14 protein-coding genes are annotated in these 19,233 nt (G+C 40.2%); 4 read left to right on the top strand and 10 right to left on the bottom strand.

Annotated features, from left to right (window positions below):
• Nucleotides 1-4 precede the first annotated feature (4 nt).
• The 4 genes from topA to rpmB are packed head-to-tail and all read right to left on the bottom strand — an operon-like array spanning nucleotide 5 to nucleotide 4,619.
• On the bottom strand, nucleotides 5-2,227 hold the full coding sequence (gene topA / locus AT15_RS02780; protein WP_068346150.1) for a type I DNA topoisomerase: 2,223 nt from the start codon (nucleotides 2,225-2,227) through the stop codon (nucleotides 5-7).
• Nucleotides 2,228-2,238: 11 nt separating this feature from the next.
• Nucleotides 2,239-3,282: a 3'-5' exoribonuclease YhaM family protein gene (locus AT15_RS02775; protein WP_068346149.1), complete on the bottom strand. Its 1,044-nt coding sequence runs from the start codon at nucleotides 3,280-3,282 to the stop codon at nucleotides 2,239-2,241.
• Complete coding sequence (alr, locus tag AT15_RS02770; RefSeq protein ID WP_068346147.1) at nucleotides 3,279-4,397, bottom strand: alanine racemase; 1,119 nt, start codon at nucleotides 4,395-4,397, stop codon at nucleotides 3,279-3,281. The genes AT15_RS02775 and alr overlap by 4 nt, the downstream gene beginning before the upstream one ends.
• A 30-nt stretch (nucleotides 4,398-4,427) precedes the next feature.
• Nucleotides 4,428-4,619: a 50S ribosomal protein L28 gene (rpmB, locus tag AT15_RS02765; RefSeq protein WP_068346146.1), complete on the bottom strand. Its 192-nt coding sequence runs from the start codon at nucleotides 4,617-4,619 to the stop codon at nucleotides 4,428-4,430.
• Nucleotides 4,620-4,821: 202 nt separating this feature from the next.
• On the opposite strand from rpmB, the gene AT15_RS02760 reads away from it, so the two are divergent.
• Nucleotides 4,822-5,472 (top strand): HAD family hydrolase, encoded by a 651-nt coding sequence (locus tag AT15_RS02760; RefSeq protein WP_068346144.1) that lies wholly within the window; start codon nucleotides 4,822-4,824, stop codon nucleotides 5,470-5,472.
• On the opposite strand, the gene AT15_RS02755 is transcribed toward AT15_RS02760, so the two are convergent.
• From AT15_RS02755 to pulA, 6 genes are read right to left on the bottom strand one after another with little or no spacing between them, the layout of a single operon-like run.
• Nucleotides 5,450-5,764 carry a DUF190 domain-containing protein gene (locus AT15_RS02755; protein ID WP_068346142.1) on the bottom strand — a complete coding sequence of 105 codons (315 nt, stop codon included), beginning with the start codon at nucleotides 5,762-5,764 and terminating at the stop codon, nucleotides 5,450-5,452. The two genes, AT15_RS02760 and AT15_RS02755, sit on opposite strands and share 23 nt — an antisense overlap.
• Nucleotides 5,765-5,777: 13 nt before the next feature.
• Nucleotides 5,778-6,155 (bottom strand): fluoride efflux transporter CrcB, encoded by a 378-nt coding sequence (gene crcB / locus AT15_RS02750; RefSeq protein ID WP_068346140.1) that lies wholly within the window; start codon nucleotides 6,153-6,155, stop codon nucleotides 5,778-5,780.
• Nucleotides 6,152-6,802 carry a deoxynucleoside kinase gene (locus AT15_RS02745; protein ID WP_068346138.1) on the bottom strand — a complete coding sequence of 217 codons (651 nt, stop codon included), beginning with the start codon at nucleotides 6,800-6,802 and terminating at the stop codon, nucleotides 6,152-6,154. Before AT15_RS02745 ends, crcB begins: the two co-directional genes overlap by 4 nt.
• Nucleotides 6,799-7,422, bottom strand: a complete 624-nt coding sequence (locus AT15_RS02740; protein ID WP_068346136.1) for a deoxynucleoside kinase — start codon at nucleotides 7,420-7,422, stop codon at nucleotides 6,799-6,801. Before AT15_RS02740 ends, AT15_RS02745 begins: the two co-directional genes overlap by 4 nt.
• Nucleotides 7,397-7,882, bottom strand: a complete 486-nt coding sequence (locus tag AT15_RS02735; protein ID WP_068346134.1) for a molybdopterin-binding protein — start codon at nucleotides 7,880-7,882, stop codon at nucleotides 7,397-7,399. Before AT15_RS02735 ends, AT15_RS02740 begins: the two co-directional genes overlap by 26 nt.
• Nucleotides 7,883-7,897: 15 nt before the next feature.
• On the bottom strand, nucleotides 7,898-10,468 hold the full coding sequence (gene pulA, locus AT15_RS02730; protein WP_068346132.1) for a type I pullulanase: 2,571 nt from the start codon (nucleotides 10,466-10,468) through the stop codon (nucleotides 7,898-7,900).
• Between the two features lie 455 nt (nucleotides 10,469-10,923).
• Between pulA and AT15_RS02725 the strand changes: the two genes are divergently transcribed.
• From AT15_RS02725 to AT15_RS02715, 3 genes are all read left to right on the top strand, one after another.
• Nucleotides 10,924-15,912 carry an outer membrane protein assembly factor BamB family protein gene (locus AT15_RS02725; protein WP_068346130.1) on the top strand — a complete coding sequence of 1,663 codons (4,989 nt, stop codon included), beginning with the start codon at nucleotides 10,924-10,926 and terminating at the stop codon, nucleotides 15,910-15,912.
• Nucleotides 15,913-15,999: 87 nt separating this feature from the next.
• The gene (locus tag AT15_RS02720; protein ID WP_068346128.1) at nucleotides 16,000-17,337 is read left to right on the top strand and encodes an MATE family efflux transporter; all 1,338 of its coding nucleotides are present in this window, start codon (nucleotides 16,000-16,002) and stop codon (nucleotides 17,335-17,337) included.
• A 137-nt stretch (nucleotides 17,338-17,474) separates the two neighbouring features.
• Complete coding sequence (locus AT15_RS02715) at nucleotides 17,475-19,229, top strand: NADH-dependent [FeFe] hydrogenase, group A6 (protein WP_068346126.1); 1,755 nt, start codon at nucleotides 17,475-17,477, stop codon at nucleotides 19,227-19,229.
• Nucleotides 19,230-19,233: the final 4 nt, after the last annotated feature.

Raw genomic sequence — 19,233 nt, 5'->3', positions numbered from 1 at the left:
GTTTTCACTCTTTTATTTCCTTTTTACAGCTCTCACAATAAAGTATCTTTTTCCCGCCTTTTTTTGTGAGGTACACAAGACTTTTTCCGCACTCAGGACAACTTTTTCCTGCCGGTTCATTCCAGAATAATTCGCCACAGGAAGTGCATTTAAAATATGTTTTTCCTTTTTTGCTTCGGAGTTTCGCGACCTCACCGCCGCAATTCGGACACGGTGCATCTATTGTGACATTTCTGGTATATTTGCACTTTGGATATGAAGAGCAAGCTATGAACTTCCCGTATTTTCCGTTTCTTGTAACTAAAGGTGAACCGCATTCAGGGCATTTTTCCTCTAGAAGAGTCTCTTTATTTTCAGCATTATCTATATGATTAGATAACAAAACCCTTCCATCAAGCAAGGGAGCGGTCAGTTCCATGTTCAGCTTTTCATTTTTACCACAGGCTGAACATTTCAAGTAACCACCATAACGGCCAAAGACAATATTCATTTCGCCACCACACAGGCAGCGTTTGTCAGTAGGATATAGTAATTTTAATTCACCTGATCTAATAGCCCTGGTAATTTTCGAAAGATCCTCTGCGAAACTGTCATAGAATTCTCTGATTATTTCTTTCCACTCTTTCTTGGACTTTTCTATTTCATCGAGTTCTGATTCCATAGTTGCAGTGAATCTTTCATCGATTATTTCCGGAAATCCTTTACTGAGAAAATCGGCCACAATATTTCCGAGAATTGTTGGAACGAGTTCGCGTTTTTGCTTTACAACGTATTTCCGATCAAGCAATGTGGAAATGATCGTTGCGTATGTTGAAGGACGGCCGATCCCTTTTTTTTCGAGTTCTTTAACCAGCGAGGCTTCTGTGAACCTTGCAGGCGGTGTGGTCTTGTCTTCTTCCCATATTACTTTATCAGCTTTGAACTCCGATCCAACCGGCAGATTAATATTCAGGCTCTCCTTTTCGCCTCTTTTCGGATATAATTTTTCAAAGCCTGCGAAGAGCTGTGCTTCTTTTGTATACTTAAATATATATTTGCTTTTTTCATCGGCGATTATGGTTTCTATAACTTCATATTCCGCAGCTGCCATCTGGGAAGCAATAAATCTATTCCAGATAAGATTGTAAAGCTTCAAATGGTCACCGTTGAGAAGTCCTTGCTGCTTAACGCGCTCAGGGCTTTTTTCTGGATATGTTGGCCTTATAGCTTCATGAGCATCCTGCACATTTTTGGCCTTTTTTGATCTGGCTCCTGAGCCAACGAATTCTTTTCCGAAGTGTTCCCTTATTACCGATCTTGCTTTTTCCTGTGCCAGCGTCGATATCCTTGTAGAATCGGTCCGCATATAAGTTATGAATGCTATTGTGCCTTCAGGTGTTTCAACTCCTTCATAAAGTTGCTGGGCAATTTTCATTGTCTTTGAAGCACTCCAGCCAAGTTCGTTTATTGAGGCTTGCTGTAATGTTGAAGTTATGAAAGGAGCAGGTGGTTTTCGAATGCTTTTGCGTTTCTTCTGGTCTTTAACATAAAGCGTTATATTTGAAAGCTCCTGGATTATCTGAGTTCTTCTTTCCGGACTGGTTATGGATCTGTTGTTAAATTTCTTCCCATTGAGCTCAATTAGAGGTATCTTTTTCCCCTTATATTCCAGAAAGATTTTGTAAAAGGAATGCGGCTTGAATGCAGCTCTTTTGCTTTCTAATTCAACAATAAACCTTAACGCGACAGATTGGACTCTGCCAGCGCTCAAGCCTCGTTTCAGAGATTTCCAGAGCAAAGGGCTTAATTTATAGCCCACGATTCTATCCAGGATACGCCTTGCGACCTGTGCATTTACTTTATTGGAGTCGATTTTTCGGGGAGATTTCACAGCATCTTTTATGACTTTTTCAGTTATTTCACTAAAAATTACCCGATTTTTTTCGTCTTCTGGAAGGTTCAATATTTTAGAAAGATGCCATGCGATTGCCTCGCCTTCGCGATCCATGTCAGAAGCCAGGAGGACTCTTTTTCCCTTTGCTAACCTTTTCAGCTCATTGACTACTTTGGTCTTATTTTTCAGAATTTCATAGCTGGGTTCGAAGGTTTCAAGATCCACACCAAAATCAGATGCTGGAAGATCTCGCACGTGTCCTTTTGATGAAGCCACTTCGTAACCATTGCCGAGATACCTTGCAATAGTTTTGGCTTTTGCTGGGGACTCTACAATTACAAGCGTCTTAGACAAAATACCACCTCTTATATCATATCGCGATTTTTCATGTAAATTCTTCTATTCAGGAAACGGTCGTAGTTACTCCAGCTATTTCCAGAACCATTAAACTCACGGTTTTCTATTTCTCTGAATTGGGCTATTTTAGAGTCAAGATTATCTGCCATGTGCAATACTATGGCTTCTGTGGTTTTGGGTACTACTGGTGATCCCCAATCCATCTCACCGTGATGTGAGAGTATAAGATGCTTTAATTCAGTTTTCAAATTATTCGGAAAATCCGGTATTTTTTCTATTTTTGTGCTCACCATTTCCAAACCGATTGAAATATGACCGATCAGCTCACCTTCATCTGTCTTTTCAATCCCGGAACTTCCAATCCCGTACTCCTTTATTTTTCCAATATCATGCAAAAGAGCTCCGGAAGTTAGCAAATCTCTGTCAATTGATTCGGGATACTTTGTTGACAAAAACTCACAGAGCTCAACTACTGAAAGTGTATGCTCCAACAATCCGCCTTTATAAGCATGATGGACCTTTACAGCGGCAGGAGCGCTGATGAATGCCCTTATGAAAGTTTTGTCTTCTTCGAAAAAGATCTTAAGTAATTTCTTTAAGTAATCATTTTTCAGGTTTTCTATGTATGAGAGCAACTTATTAAACATTTCGTTTACGTTGCGTTTTGTGATGGCTAAGAACCTTTGCACATCATATTCTCCTTCTTCTAAAAGCGACAATCCTTTTTGGGAATCGAGATTCAATTGCAGCCTTTCATCGTAGATAACAACTTTTCCACGCGCTCTGACAACAGCCCCAACAGGGATTATTGTATCGTTTTCTTCAGCATTGTGCCAATCTATCGCTCTTATTGCACCTGTTCTGTCGCTTAGTGTCAGCAAAAGAAATTTTTTTCCATCTTTAGCTTCTTGAAGCCTCTTTGAAATCACTTTAAGATCAGTGGTAACAATCATTCCCGGCTTCATTTCAGAAACAAAGCTCTTTTCTTTCTCACCAGAAGCGTGGTTTAGTAAATTTTTTGCATCTTCGCCCAGTATATCTCTGAGTTTCATGGTGAATTCTCCCTTCTAAGATAGATCCTTGGTACCCTGGAAGTTATCGCACAGGTTATTTCGTAATTTATTGTATCGAGTAATCTTGCAATTTCCTCAGTTGTTATATGGTCTTCTCCCTGTTTCCCTATCAACACAACCTCGTCACCCATTTTTGGCTTCTGCTTCAGGTTACTGACATCTACAACAAACTGATCCATGCAAACTCTCCCGACAATTTTGCAACGCTTTCCGGATATTAACACTTCCCCTTTATTTGAAAGACCCCTGCTGTATCCGTCTCCATAACCAACAGGCACTGTGGCTACTATCATATCACGCGGTGCAATGAAAGTTCTGCCGTAACTGATACTATCACCTTTTTTTATTTTTTTCACATAGGAAATAGCAGATTTCCAGGATAAAACTGGAATCAGATCATCAATCAGAAATTCTTCCGATGGCTGCAGTCCATAACTGGCAACTCCGATTCTGGCATAATTGAATACAGGGTAATTAAACCGCAAAGAACCAGCGCTGTTTGCAACATGCAGCATTTTTATATTAACACCTGCTTTTTTCAACTTTTCAATGAAATGCCTATATTTTGTGATTTGAGCGATTGTAAATCGCTCTTCTGTTTCATCGGCAACAGCAAAGTGCGTATAAACACCTTCCAATTCATAACCAGCTTTTAAGATATTTTCTGCTAATTCATACGCTTCTTCAACACTGGGCCCCAGCCTTCTCATGCCTGTATCCAGATTCAAATGAACCTTTAATCCATGAGGCACGTACCTTATGATTTCATTGAGTTGCTGTTTGCTATAAATCGTTATTGTCAGATTATTTTTCAAGGCTTCAGAGGCATATCGGGGATTAAAATAATTAAAGATCAATATAGGAACGTTAATTCCCTCAGACCTCAATTCTATAGCTTCTTCCAGAAAAGCAACAGCAAGCATATCAACTCCCGCTTCAATTGCCGCCTGCGAGATTTCAACAGCTCCATGACCGTATGCGTTGGATTTAACAACGGCCATTACCTTTGTCGGGAAAAGCTTTTTTGTGAAGAAGCGAATGTTATGTTGATAGGCTGAAAGGTCTATTTCCAGAAAAGTTTCTCTGCTCAGCATATTGATAAAAAAAGCGCGCTATGCGCGCCATTAAACTGCTCTCTGTACTTTGCCAGCCTTCAAACAGCTGGTGCATACTCTCATTCTTTTTACTTCTCCATTGACAAGAACCCTAACTTTTTGTACATTGGGTTTCCACCAGCGCTTATTTTTCTTGTTAGAATGACTTACAGTATTTCCGGTTGATGGGGACTTTCCACAAATCTCACATACTTTCGCCATTTCAGGTCCTCCTTCCTGATACACTCCATTACATTATAGTTTAGAAAACTCTTTATTTCAACGCATATTTTACCATTAAATTGATTTTCAACTTAAAGCAACTATGTCATTTGGTTAACACCCGTTATCAGAATTGATTTTTGAACCATCAAAAGATTTTCGTAGTATACTACTTTATGAAAATAAATTTGGAGGCTTTATTATGGTATTTTGTTATCTCTTTGACCTCGACGGGACATTGACCGAAAATTCAGATGAAGAGTTCATTCAAACATATTTCGGATTGATTTCAAAGTATGTTGGAGATTCCATGCAGACGGAAAAGATCAAAAGGGCCATATTTTCGTCCTTGAAGGCTCTTGTAGGAAAAGATGATAGAAGGAACAACTTCGACTTTTTCATGGACAACTTTGCAAAAGAAATAGGCTCCCGGAACCCGGATCACTGGGCAAACTTTTTTATGAATTTCTATAACACCACATACAATGAACTCCGAAGTTTTGTGAAGCCAAGAAAAAGAATTATTGAAGTCGTTGAGAAATTAAAAAAGCAAGGGCATAAAATCGTTCTTGCCACGAATCCAATATTTCCTGCAGTTGCTATTGAAAAACGCATTCGCTGGATTGGCCTGAATCCAGAAGTTTTTGATTATATTACTTCAATGGAAAACAGCTTCAGTGTTAAACCATCAATAGAATATTACAGGTACATATTGGAAATGATTGGATTCCCTCCTGAGCGCAGTATTATGGTTGGTAATGATGCTGTGCTTGACGGCATTTGCGCTAAAGCAGGAATCCAATTTGTTGATATAAGTTCTATTGAAAAGATTATTTGTGATAAGAGTAATTAATCTTTGAAAGCGTTATAAGTCCGTCAAGCTCCCTGGACTTTATTCTTGAAATAAATGCTTCCAGCAGGGGATACTCATCGACAATTTCAATGATTACAGGCAAGTCTTCGCTTAAAGTGAAGAAATTTGACCTTTTCAAATGGCGCTTTAAGCCAAAACCCATTATTCCGCGATAGACAGTTGCTCCTTTAAGCCCTTCTTCAAAGGCCATTTTAACAATCTCCTCATAGGCGGGTTTTCCCCCTAGTTTATCGGCCTCACCAAAATAGATTTTCAAACAGCCATATTCCATAAGTATCCCCCCATTACAAGGCTCTTCCGATCATAAATCCCAAAAAAGCTGCCATGAACCCCCCAAAAACATTCAACAGAAAATAAGAGCTAAAAGCGCCAAAAGACTGTTCCTGTAAAAGCTTCAACCCTTCATAAGTGAACGTGGAAAAGGTGGTAAAGGCTCCCAAAAAACCTGTGGCAAAAAAGAGATAGAAAACCCTGCTCACCTCTGTTTTCTTGAAAGCGAACGCCAAGAATAATGAAAGGCCAAAGCTACCTATAATGTTTACGGCAACCGTACCAAAAGGAAAGCTTAGCAATCCATATCGCTCATTTACAAGTTTGCTGAAAGCATATCTTGTTATAGCACCAAAAAAACCACCAAAACCGATTGCTAAATATCCTGTCATGGTTCACCATTGAACAAGCTGGATTGAACCCCGGCTGAAAGTTTTTTCACAAAATCTGAAATATCTTTTAATACTATTTGCTGATCTTTTTTACTTGCTATAAAATCGTGGGTATCGCCATTAATAACCAGCTTTTCTGAAGCTGTATAGCTTTCAAACCATGTATCGTAAAGGCTGTTTAATCGTTGCAGATATTCCGGTTCGATATTGCTTTCATATCCCCTTCCACGCATTTTAATCCTTTCAATAAGCGTCGGTACCGAACATTTTATGTAAATCATCCCCGTTGGCGCTTTGAGATGATCGGAAAGTGTATAAAAGGTATCACGATAAAGTCTCCAATCTCTTTCATCAATATACCCCATTAGATGAAGGTTTTTGGCGAAGATTTCCACATCTTCATAGATAGTCCTATCTTGAATGATGATTTTACCTTCATCTTCAACTCTTTTAAGAAAATCAAAACGCTTTATAAGGAAAAACAGTTGTGAATGAAAGGCCCAGCGCTTCATATCAGAATAGAAATCCTTAAGAAAAGGATTTTCGTCAACGGCTTCATAAACGGGTGTAAATCCCTGCACCCTCTCAAGGAGAGACGTAAGAGATGATTTTCCTGCTCCAATGTTACCGCAAATACCAATAATCATGATTGAAATCTCCCTTCTATCAATTCAAAGATGAAATTCAAATCATGTTCGTTCTTCACAAAATCGATGTTAGTCGTGTCTATCCGTAAAACAGGTGTGTTGGTGAATTTCTCAAAAAAGGCTTCATAAGTGTCTGCAAGGAGCTCAATATAACTGCGGTCCATACTTCTCTCGAAGGGACGGTCTCTAAGGGTTATTCTTGACATGAGTACGTCCACAGAAGCATAAAGATAAATCACCAGGTCTGGTTTGGGGACCTGCTCTTTTAGCAGGCCAAAGATTCTTTCATAAAGCATTTTCTGTTCATCTTTAAGAGTCAAAGAAGCAAAGAGATGGTCTTTTTCAAAGATATAATCTGAGACAATCCCTGCTCCTTCTTTCAGTTTCCTGGCGAGATCGTTTTGCTGATCAAACCTGCTTAATAGAAAGAATAGCTGGGTTTGAAAAGCCCACCTATCCATATCTTCGTAAAACTTCCCAAGAAACGGATTTTCCTCAACGACTTCCAGAACAGTGGGAAGAAAATATCGACGGGATAAGAACCTTACCAGTGTTGTTTTGCCTACCCCTATTACACCTTCAACTGCAATATACTTACCGGTTAGTTTTGATAGCATCATTATCTTTTTTCCTCCACTCGTTCAGCAAAGTTTTTATAGTGTTTAAAACAGGTTCCAGATACCACTCAATGCTCTCATTTTTTGCGGGGATAGAAAGAACAACCGAATTTAAAATTGTTCCGGCGGCGCAACGGTAAAGGGAAAATTCGCGATCTTTTTTCAAAGCATTGTGTACCATTGATATTTCAAGACCTTGAGCCCTCTTATCTATAAGAGAAAGCAAAGCTTCGGTGGCGATGTCTTCCCAAAGAAGCCCGGTACCGCCCATAACCACAACCAGTTCACTTTTTCTGGAAGCAGAAAATATAGCTTCCTTAAGAACGCTCATGATAGGCTCTACATTTTTCTGATATAATACGCGAAATCCATATTTTGCAAGAATTTCCTTGCAGTTCTTTGCTGAATATTCTGGATTTTCATAGTGTTCTTCCAGAACATTCAAAACAGAAGCAGTATACATAAAGAAGCCTCCCCGTTATTTATACAGTACGCAAGCACTTGTACCGGCAATACTTATCACACCTCCGGCTGTTTTTAATATCTCAGTGCCTGATTTTTCAGCGTTCACAACTACATTCCAGTCACCCTCGGGAAGATTGAAGAAAACAGGCGTTGAGTTGCCGTTGAAAATTACGATAATATCTTTCCAGGGATCGCCGACAGCTTCTCCGTTAATGCGATAAGCTACCATGCGTTTTTGCGGTGTATTGAGAAACACCAAATTCTCTTTTATGCTATCAGCAGTTCGCATCCTGAATGCATTGTGAGTTTTTCGAAGTTCAATAAGACCTTTGTAATATGAAAAGACATCATAAAACTCAGCCTTGCGTTTCCAGTCAAACATATTAATTTCAAGCCCGGCATTATAGCTATTATCATTTCCGTATTTTGTCCTGCAAAAGTCAACGCCGCCATGCAAGAAAGGAATACCCTGAGATAGCAAAATAATCGCATTAGAAAGTTTTTGAGCCTTTTTAAGGAGTTCGACATTTTCATGCCCTACCACTTCCGCATTTTTATCCCATAAAGTAAGATTATCGTGAGAACTAACATAGTTTATGGTTTCTTCAGGGTCTGAAGTGAAGTCATATATTTTGCTATCGAATGAAATACTCCCTACAATACCTCTTTTTATCCTTGTTTCTTTGGCACGGCTTCCAAGGGCAAAGCCTTTGAGCTTTTTGTTGAAAACGCTTCCAATAACTGCGTCTCTTATGCCATCGTTAAAAAGAGCTATATGCATACCTTTTTGATCGCCCTTTCCAAAGGTGATATTTGCACCCCAACCACCCCAGGGTTCTCCATAAATCAGTATGGTAGGATCTTCTGCGTGTATAGCAGATTCAATGGCATTCACTGTAGCTTCGTCAAAGAGTCCCAGAAGATCAAAGCGGAAACCATCAACATGATATTCACGAATCCAATATAAAAGCGAATCCACGATGAATTTTCGCATCATAGGTCTTTCGGTGGCTATTTCATTACCCACGCCAGATCCATTCGTGTAAGCGCCGGTATGGTCTGTTCGGTAAAAATAAGTCGGGACAGTCTGGTCAAAGGGTGAATTTGGACCTGTTTGTGCTGTATGGTTGTAAACAACATCAAGAATAACCCTTATACCACTATCATGAAGTGCCTTTACCATTTTCTTGACCTCGATTATTCTGGATAAAGGATTTGAAGGGTCAGTACTGTAATGGCCTTCCGGAACCCAGTATAAGTAAGGGTCATATCCCCACCCATATTGGTCCTCTTCGCCTTCTCTGAAATAATAACTATCCTGAATAGGCATTATGTGAACATGGGTAATGCCCAGCTCAACAAGGTGATCCAACCCAACTTTTACTCCAAGCGAGTTGGAGGCACCTCTTTCCGTTAAGCCCAAATACTTCCCCTTATTGATTATTGTAGTAGAAGGGTCTCCTGTGATATCGGCCACATGTATTTCGTAAATGATGGAATCTTCATAGGCGTTCAACGATGGTCTGATATCTTCTTCCCAACCGCTGAAATTTGTGCGCGAAAGATCAACCACTACCGATTTTTGCCCGTTTTTTGTTACAGCTTTTGAAAACATATCAACCGTTTCCCTTATCTTGCCATATGAAATGAATCTATATTTGTATGCTTTCAAATGCAAATCACCGGATACGGTGACAGTCCATACCCCTTTGCTGTTTTTAGCCATGGGGATTATTTCAGCAGGCTTAGATTCATTGTAATCATTATATAGAAGCAAATAAGCTGAGCTTGAAACGGGAGACCAGATTCTGAATTCAGTGCCATTTCTTTTGTAAATAGCTCCCAACTCATCAGAATAATAAAAGGCATCATCGTCAAGGACTTTTCTACATATAACAATTCTTTCTACATAGCCATCGATATTCAATTGAATGAGTTTAGAAATGTCTTCAGGAAGCAACGCTTTGCTCAGGGAAATTTTTATGTACTTAGTAGTTGAAATATCAGTTGGATCGGCCTTTGTTACACTCTTTATGGGGTAACGTTGCCCATCAACTGCAACCTGAACCTTTTCCTTCCATTCCTTGGTGTTAAAGGGTGTTGAGAGATAGGCGTAGATTTCTGTGAAATTATCAAGGAAAGCCGCTTTTATTCTGGGGCTCAAATCAACTTCGTCGGGATCGATGTAAAAATCCATTTCTCCTTCAAGAACCCAGATTTCAGCAATACCGTTTTCGGGGATCTTAACAAATCTATCTGCGTTTACATCTTTCTTTTCCCACTCTCCTAGCCTTACAATGAACCCGAGCTCTTCCCATTTTTCATCAAAGGTGATAATTGCAAAAGGTCCAAAGTCATCTTCATGGTCGAACTCATAGCTTTTGCCAGCCAGGCTTTCAGGTTTGTGGGGCCATATCCAGAGATTCCAGCCGTCATAATTTCCGTCATATCTATGATAATGGAGTATCAAAACGCTCTTTCCACCAAAATCTTCAGCGGTCTTTCCAGCAGAATAAGCTGTAAAGGAAAATACAGAAGCAGAGATTAATACGATCAAAAGAAGCCAAAAGACCTTTTTGAACATAAATGCACCCCCTAAAAGATGTTTTTTTCCTGTTGTGCAGTAACTATCATTGCCAAGGTGATAAATATTTTCTGAGAAATAAATTTTGCAGTCCTGCTATTGATTGAGACATGTCTTATACTCTGTTTATCAGGTATGGCCTGAAATGAGAGCTACTTTGGATAAATGTTTTGAATTCAGTAAACCCACTAATGTTTCCATCTAGGGTTAATATCTTAGATGTCCTTAAAAAAGTATATCATTAGAAGTTGCTAATAAACGATCGATTTTTAAAATAACTTTTTGGGGTTCATAATTGTTACAAATTGACGAACTAAACAATCAAAAAACAGTTTATTTTTATTCTTTATCATTGACTTGTCAATTCCTTTTCTGGTATATTTTTAATTGTGCAGGGCTCCCGAGCCCTTGGTTTTTATACAAAGGATTTAATATGACATACAGGGGGTGTAGTTATGCGAAAAGGAGCAATAATACTGGCTTTGGTTATACTCATTGTCAGTGTTGCATTTGCCATTGAGATTAAAATCAACACGGTTTCTGCAAAGCCTATGTTAACAGGGCCAGGCGGAAGAGTATTTTTGAGATGTGATGCGGTTGGCAACGGAATGCTGTCATATATATGGGAACCTGAAGAAGGAAAGATCATCAGGGACTATAAAAATGGGACAGCGGTCTGGAGGGCTCCTGAAGAGACTGGCGTATATTCAATAAGAGTAAAGGTTTCTTCAAATGAAGGATTTGTTGAAGGCGAGGTAGTTGTTAAAGTTATGAGACCTGAGGACCTTCCAAATCATCCACCGGAAATCCAGCTTCTTTACCCCGATAATGGAAAAGAGCTTTCCATTGAAGATGATAAAGATGGGATATTGCTTTTGTGGTATTCCGAAGATGAAGACGGGGATTTCTTGTTCTACGACGTTTACCTCAGCGATAAGCTTCCTTTCAATACACCCTGGATGACAGATCATGATAGGCTCGATATAAAAGCAAAAGATCTCAAAGGTAACACCCACTACTATTGGAAAGTAGTTGCAAAAGATGGAAGAGGCGGACAGACTGAAAGCGAAGTATTCACTTTTAAGACAGCCAATCACTCACCCCGGATAAGCTTACAGGATGTAACAATTGATGAAGAGCACCCGTTAAGAATCAACCTTCTTGATTTTGCTTCTGATGAAGATGGTGATCCATTAAGCTTTGAGCTATTTCCGGAATCCGTTGGAGAAATTCAAGGCTCTGAATATATCTATACTCCAACATATGCTTCTTCAGGAACATATAGGGTGGCTGTAAAGGTCAGTGATGGGGAACTCACCTCATCTGATGACTTCATTCTAACAGTGTACAATGTTAATAGAAGGCCAGAAGTGGTTTTAAATACCCCTGCAATTGATACCGAAACCTCTACCGAAGTCACGTTCTCCTGGAATGTATCAGATCCGGATATAGAAGACGGTTCAGACCCTAATGATTTAGTCAAATCGACTATATATTACGGAACATCTGAAACAGAAATGGATTCCTTCACTACTGAAAATACAGAATTTATAGCTGTCCTTGCCCCTCATACTGACTATTTCTGGAAAGTAAAAGTAGAAGATGCTTATGGACTTACATCAGAATCAGATCTTATTCATTTCAGAACGAAAAACAGCTTGCCTTATGTATCTAATATAGTTTTGGAAATAAAAGAAGCGGAAGAGAAGAGTATAGACCTCAGCGCTTTTGCTCATGACCCTGATGGTGATGAACTTGAATTTGCACTTTCTGGTGACGGTCCAGAACATCTGGGACTTTCTCTTGAAAACTCAACTTTATCTGTATATCCAGATTACGAAGCGGTGACAACACTGGAAGGCGTTAAGGAGTTCAATGTTAACCTGGTTGTGTCAGATAAGAGAGACAGCGTTGATTTCTCCATAAAAGTCATTGTGACAAACGTTAACAGGCCTCCAATGGTTGAATTGGCCACACCTGAGGACGGCAGTGTGATTGATGCAGAAGAAATTACGCTTTCATGGGAAGCCATTGACCTCGATAATGATCCGCTCCATTATGACCTGTTCTTCAGGGCAAATGAGCAGCCAGTGGACGCTTTTGATGGCTTTACAAGGCTTAATGAAACATCAGCCACTGTAAAACTTCTCCCTCATACAAAATATTTCTGGAAAGTAGAAGCCACAGATGATGCCACGGTCGTATCGAGTCAATTGTGGAATTTTACAACTGCGAACCATCCCCCTGTTGCTATGGAGGCGCAGTTTAAATTGCAAGAACCAGATGAAGCCGATAAGCACCCAAAGAAGTACAGGATAAATTTCGGCGGTTATTTCCAGGACCCTGATGGGGACAATTTGAGTTTTGAAAAGAAATCGGGTATTGGTATTCTTGATAAAGAAGGTAATTTCTGGATTTACGTTGATAACCTTTCTGAAAATGGTGCTGATGGGTCAATGGAAATGCCCGTTTCGGCCGGTGAATATGCAGTTACTGTTGTTGCAGATGATGGTTTTGGTGGTGTTACCGAAATCACTTATCCCATAATCATTTCCGATACAAACGTTTCACCGGTGGTCACCACTCCTGAAATGTCCTATGTATCTACTGAAACTGAATTTGTATTAAAAGCCTCTTTTAGCTGGACTGGCAGTGATCTCGATGGTGACGAACTAGTATATACCTTCCATCTCAAAGACGTTGAAACAGGCGAGACAATCACTATTGAAGGCCTTGAAGAAAGCCAGTACACTCTTGATATAAAACCCCACACCAGTTACGAATGCTGGATAGAAGCTACTGATATTAGAGTCACTGGTGATTCGCGCACAGGCAAAAGCGACTCTCTCTTCTTTGAGAGTATCAACCGGTTATCAGTTCAGCCAGTTAGCCTTACTACAGTAAATGAAGGCTCGGAAGCGGAAATCCTCCTTCCGGAGCGCGACATCGATGGTGATGTAATAAGTTACTCGATAGAAGGACTGGTTGTAAGTGACAACAAAATTTTCTACAGACCCGATTATGATGTTGTTTCCCATGACAACCCCGGGATAAATTCAAAGGACATTGTCTTTGAAGGAACCGCTTCTGATGGATTTGATGAAGTGGGAATTTCCATACCATTTAAAGTTGTTGATGTAAATAGAGCACCGGTAATTGAGCTGCTCTCACCTGAACAAAACGCTGAAACAACTACAGATGTTATCTTTAAATGGAAAGCAACAGACCCGGATGGAGACGACATGAAATACATCGTATCCTATGGTCCATCAGAGGAAACTCCAGTAGAAATAGAAACCTCTGACACCAATCTTGCTGTTGCTGATCTTAAATTAGGTCTGAATTATTTGTGGAAAGTAAAAGCAGTAGATCTTTGGCCTGTTTCAGAGAGTTCAGAATCGGAATTCTGGAGATTTGCTACTGTGGTACTTGAGCCAGAATGGCATTTGAAAGCCGATGACCTGATTTACTCAAGTGCAGCGGAAAACGATTCGTCAATTTTTGTAGGAGTTGGCAGAAAGCTCTATGCGTTGGACAAAGAAACCGGAGCTGTATTATGGGATTTCAAAGCGAATGACAGCTTCAAATCCTCACCAGTTGTTGATGACTACGGCAATATTTATATCGGTGACAAATCAGGTTATCTGTATTCCATTAAATCCGACGGCACTCTTAACTGGACGGTAATGTTGAATGGTGGAATTGAATCAACTATTGTGATTAATGGCGATAGGAAGCTATTCCTCGGAACAACCGGAGGGTTATTCTATTCCCTTAATAGTTACGGCGAAATACTATGGCAGAAATCTCTCGGAAAAATTGTATCCAGCGCAGCAATTGGCGAAGACGGCACTGTGTATGTTGGAACATCATACGGAAACCTGTACTCACTTGATTCTGATGGCAATGTAAACTGGACATTCGAAGCCAGGGATTGGATAGAAGCAGATATTTCTATTGCAGAAAACGGCGACCTGCTCTTTGGCTCCGATGATGGTTATTTATACAGGGTTAATAAAGACGGACAGCTCGTCTGGAAATTCTATACTGGAGATCCAATTAGAGGAGGAGTTGCCATATCTGAAAATGGCACTATCTATTTTGGTGGATACGACAACAAATTACACGCCCTTAGTAGTGATGGTGATGTAATGTGGAGCTTTGAGACCAATGGTCCCATTCACTCTACACCGGCTATTGCAGCTGACGGAACTGTAATCTTTGGCTCCCTCGATGGCACTGTTTATGCCTTGAAAAAGGGCGGAGAACTCTACTGGAAATGGAAAACTAATGGCTGGGTATGGGCAAGTCCGCTTATTACGGATAATGGAATGGTATATATAGGTTCTCATGACAGGAATTTCTATGCTTTTGATACAGAATGCGGTGGCTTAGCCCAGGGGTTCTGGCCTAAATTCAGGTTGAACACTCACAACAATGCTAACCTTATGAAACCTACAATATCGACATTTACTGAAGGTCTTTTTGAGAAAGCAGGAGCTCTGTATTTCAGTGACCTGGAAGGTATAAAAATCGATATAAACAAAATTCCTGGTGCAAAGGTCTTTGTGGATTCAAAAACAGGCGAAAAAGTAGCATTGTGGGAAATTCCAGCCCGGGAGCTTGAAAAACAGCTTGATGAGCCATCGGGAATTGACCTGACAGGTATTGACCTCCTTTTCGGCACAAATGGCAGCAATCTATTCTTTGGAGTAGTTGGAGAGGATCAGTTGAATCTTCTTGCTGTGCCTGCTAACTCAAACGCCTATGACTTTGATGGAAAACTACTTTCGATGGATACGATAGGTAAATTGATAGACGCTGTAACTGTAACTGATGTTAGAACAACGCTTTACGGGGCTCTAGCCTTCCAGGAATACGTAAATCTCTTCAAAGCTGGTGCTGTATTGGATGGACCATCAAATTACGCAGAACTTTTCGCGCAGCCGTTAAAAATCAACAATATCTCAGGTGAAGAGATAACTCTTGCAAGGGTCTGGCTGATAAGCATCAACAGTGAAGACAGCAGGTTGGAACCGGAAATGGTTGCCATTTACAGCCAGTGGAATGCCTTGTGGCAACCCGATATCGAAACTCAGAAATTCGGACGTGTGGTGAACTTTGAAAGCTCAGATTTCCTCAATTCCTCTGTTTATGTAAAGGCTTTTACTGACAATATCGAAGCGCCATACATAAAAATCAATAACATAGAGGAAAAGGACGATGCTATTTTTGAGAAGGTAGCTCTTTTAAATAGTGAAATACCAAAAAATGTTGAACTTGGCTCGGTTTACAATCTCACTATCACAAAGCATGTTGTTTCGGGTAGCTTCTTAGGTGGAATCTTACTCGCAAAAACAGCTGAACTTCCCTCAGGAGCACCTGTCGAACTCTATCAACCTCAAATTTTCACGATTAGAAGGGGCATATCGGAAATAAAGTGAATCCTCAAATACAACGGGGTCTTATGACCCCGTTTTTTTTCTGGAAATATAGTTAGGAATCCTGATTAATGGCAAGGAGAGATTAACTTGAGTCGGGTAAATATACTTAAAGAAGATATGACAGCCGCTCTGTTCAAATTAGCTTGGCCAGCAGTGCTGTCAATGCTCTTGCAGACTTTATATAACATTGTAGATGCTTTCTGGTTAGGTAAACTTGGAAAACTCGAAATCAGTGCTCCGACAATCGCCTGGCCGGCGATATTTTTAGTCCTGTCAATTGGAGGTGGGATAACTGTAGCAAGTTTAGCCCTTGTTTCTCAATATACTGGAAAAGGAGAAAAGGAACTCGCAAAAAGAGCTGCAGGACAAACACTCAGTGTGGTTTTTTCCTTTGCGATAATTGTTGGAGTCTTTGGAGGAATATTTAGTGAGGGGATTCTCAAATTGCTAAAAATTCCTTCTGAAATGATTCCTTTTACAAAAAGTTATATGTCGACTATATTCTTTGGGACCCCCTTTGCTTTTGGAATTTTCGCGGTAAATTCAATTTTTATTGGCTGGGGAGACGCAATTACACCAATGAGAATAACCATGATTTCAGTTTTGCTTAATGCCGTACTTGATCCAATGATGATTTTTGGGATAGGATTTCCCGCAATGGGAGTTTTCGGTGCTGCCCTATCAACGGTTATTTCAAGGGGGGTTGTACTTGTTTTTGCTATGTACCTACTGTTTTCTGGCAAGAAAGGTTTTGCAATTGGCATAAAGCATTTAATTCCTTCAAAAAAGATGGTAACAAAGATTTTGAAAATTGGTCTTCCTTCATCATTCGGAAATTCCGTAACTTCACTTGCTTTTCTAATAATCACAGCAATGATCGCGCGATATGGTCCTGTTGCAACAGCAGCAGTAGGTGTTGGAAACAGGGTAACATCCCTTGCCACAATGTTCTCCTTTGGTCTTGCACAGGCTACATCGACAATGGTTGGGCAGTATCTCGGCGCTGAAAAGAAATCAGATGCTTACAGAGTTGTCTGGAAATCATCAAGCTGGAGTATGCTTATTGTTGGAGCAATATGCACGTTGACCTTTTTCTTTGGAAGAGAGGTAACGATGATTTTTATTAACGAGCCTGATGTTCTTGTTGAAGGGATAAAATATTTCAAAATTGTCTCGTTATCGATTCCGTTTTTTGCTACTTTTAACATATTTGATGCAGCTCTTAGAGGAGCCGGACACACCATACTGTCGATGATCGTAAACATTTCCCGTCTCTGGTTAATAAGAATTCCTTTGATCTATTTTTTCGGCATATCTATGGGGACGACAGGCATCTGGTATGCAATGTTGATCAGTAACCTGGTAATAGTAACAGTTGCAGCGTTGATAATTGTGTCCAAAGTCTGGTTACATAAAGTCGTGTAGGCCAGCAAGCTGAAAACTTTTGATAGAAAATCTTAACGTTATAAATTTCACATCCTTATTTATATATGCTAAAATCTGATTGACAGAAAATTCACAATCTCGTGCTTGGTTGCTACCGAATGGAGGTGCTTGTGTTAATGCCTGTTACAATTTTTGTTGACGGTAAAGAGTACCAGGTGAATGAAGACAAAACAATACTTGAAGCCTGTCGCGATATTGGGTATGACATTCCAACCCTTTGTTATCACCCGGCACTTTCCGTGGTTGGCTCTTGCCGTGTCTGTGTTGTTGAAGTTGAAGGTGCAAGGAATCTTGCACCTGCCTGTGCAACAAAAGTGGCAGATGGAATGGTAATCAAAGTCAATTCTGACCGTGTTAAGAAAGCTGTGAAGTTCAATCTTGGTCTGCTTCTTTCCAATCACCCGAATGATTGTATGACCTGCGACGTAAACGGGCGATGTGAATTCCAGGATCTCATTTATCGATTTGATGTCAAAGATATGTTCCCTAAAGAGTTGAGGAATACACCCTATGATGAATCAAGCCCTTCGCTTTTCAGGGATATGAACAAATGTATAGCTTGTGGTCGTTGTGTGAGAGCATGTGAAGAACTCCAGGGACTCTCCATTCTTTCAATGGTCAACAGGGGGCATTATACACTTCCCCTTCCAGCATTGAGCGCTCCTATCGCCGCTACTGATTGTATCAATTGTGGACAATGTGCCACAGTATGTCCCGTTGGCGCAATTACAGAGAGACCTGATTTCAGAAAAGTTCTCGAAGAAATCGACAGACACGAAAAAGTCCTTATTGTTCAAACTGCACCGGCTGTAAGAGTTGCCCTTGGTGAAGAATTCGGCGAAGAACCGGGAACAATAACCACAGGAAAAATGGTTGCAGCTCTCAGGAGGCTTGGTTTTGATTATGTTTTCGATACAAATTTCGCTGCCGACCTGACTATTTTAGAAGAAGGTTCGGAATTGCTTGATAGGGTCAAAAATGGTGGAAACTTCCCCATGTTTACTTCCTGTTGTCCAGGTTGGGTAAATTTGATGGAGAAACTCTATCCTGAATATACGAAAAATCTCTCGAGCGCTAAATCACCCCATGAAATGCTTGGGGCACTTGCAAAAACATATTTTGCTGAAAGAATCGGGAAGAAACCTGAGGATATATTCGTTGTTTCCATAATGCCCTGTACCGCCAAGAAAGATGAGGCTACCCGGGAACAGCTAAAGGTTAAGGGTGTTGATGGTGTCGATGTGGTACTTACAACCCGTGAATTGGGAAAACTCATAAAAATGAAAAAGATCCCATATGAATCACTTCCAGAAGAAGAATATGACAAACCTCTCGGTATATCAACGGGGGCCGCAGCCATTTTCGGGACAACAGGCGGCGTTATGGAAGCTGCATTGAGAACTGCCTATGAAATCTATACCGGCAAAGAACTTCCCAGAGTTGAATTTGAAGATGTAAGAGGTTTTACAGGAGTCAAGGAGGCTGTTGTCAACCTGGGCGATAGAGAAATAAAGGTTGCAGTTGCACATGGTGGCTCAAACGTGATAAACCTGGTTGAAAAGCTACGAAGTGGTGAAGCTTATTATGACTTCATTGAAATTATGGCTTGCCCCGGTGGTTGTATAGGTGGTGGCGGACAGCCAAAATCAAATAAACCTGGATACCTGGAAAGACGTATGGAAGCCATATATGCAATTGATGAAATGTCAACTATCAGAAAATCCCATGAGAATCCCGCAGTCTTGAAATTATATGAAGAATATCTTGGACAACCGCTCAGCCATCTCTCTCATGAATTGCTGCATACTCATTATAAGGACAGAAAAGAAAGCACTCTGGAAAGAAAAAAGGAACTTGAAAAAGTTGAATAATTAT

It is taken from the genome of Kosmotoga arenicorallina S304, from assembly GCF_001636545.1.
Lineage (GTDB): Bacteria > Thermotogota > Thermotogae > Petrotogales > Kosmotogaceae > Kosmotoga_B > Kosmotoga_B arenicorallina.
This window is presented reverse-complemented; position numbering and strand designations above follow the sequence as displayed.

Coding starts and splice junctions, on each gene's coding strand:
- rpmB (WP_068346146.1), bottom strand. CDS start 4,619: ATGGCGAAAGTATGTGAGATTTGTGGAAAGTCCCCATCAACCGGAAAT.
- AT15_RS02725 (WP_068346130.1), top strand. CDS start 10,924: ATGCGAAAAGGAGCAATAATACTGGCTTTGGTTATACTCATTGTCAGT.
- crcB (WP_068346140.1), bottom strand. CDS start 6,155: ATGACAGGATATTTAGCAATCGGTTTTGGTGGTTTTTTTGGTGCTATA.
- AT15_RS02745 (WP_068346138.1), bottom strand. CDS start 6,802: ATGATTATTGGTATTTGCGGTAACATTGGAGCAGGAAAATCATCTCTT.
- AT15_RS02775 (WP_068346149.1), bottom strand. CDS start 3,282: ATGAAACTCAGAGATATACTGGGCGAAGATGCAAAAAATTTACTAAAC.
- pulA (WP_068346132.1), bottom strand. CDS start 10,468: ATGTTCAAAAAGGTCTTTTGGCTTCTTTTGATCGTATTAATCTCTGCT.
- AT15_RS02740 (WP_068346136.1), bottom strand. CDS start 7,422: ATGATGCTATCAAAACTAACCGGTAAGTATATTGCAGTTGAAGGTGTA.
- AT15_RS02735 (WP_068346134.1), bottom strand. CDS start 7,882: ATGTATACTGCTTCTGTTTTGAATGTTCTGGAAGAACACTATGAAAAT.
- AT15_RS02755 (WP_068346142.1), bottom strand. CDS start 5,764: ATGGAATATGGCTGTTTGAAAATCTATTTTGGTGAGGCCGATAAACTA.
- AT15_RS02760 (WP_068346144.1), top strand. CDS start 4,822: ATGGTATTTTGTTATCTCTTTGACCTCGACGGGACATTGACCGAAAAT.
- AT15_RS02715 (WP_068346126.1), top strand. CDS start 17,475: ATGCCTGTTACAATTTTTGTTGACGGTAAAGAGTACCAGGTGAATGAA.
- alr (WP_068346147.1), bottom strand. CDS start 4,397: ATGCTGAGCAGAGAAACTTTTCTGGAAATAGACCTTTCAGCCTATCAA.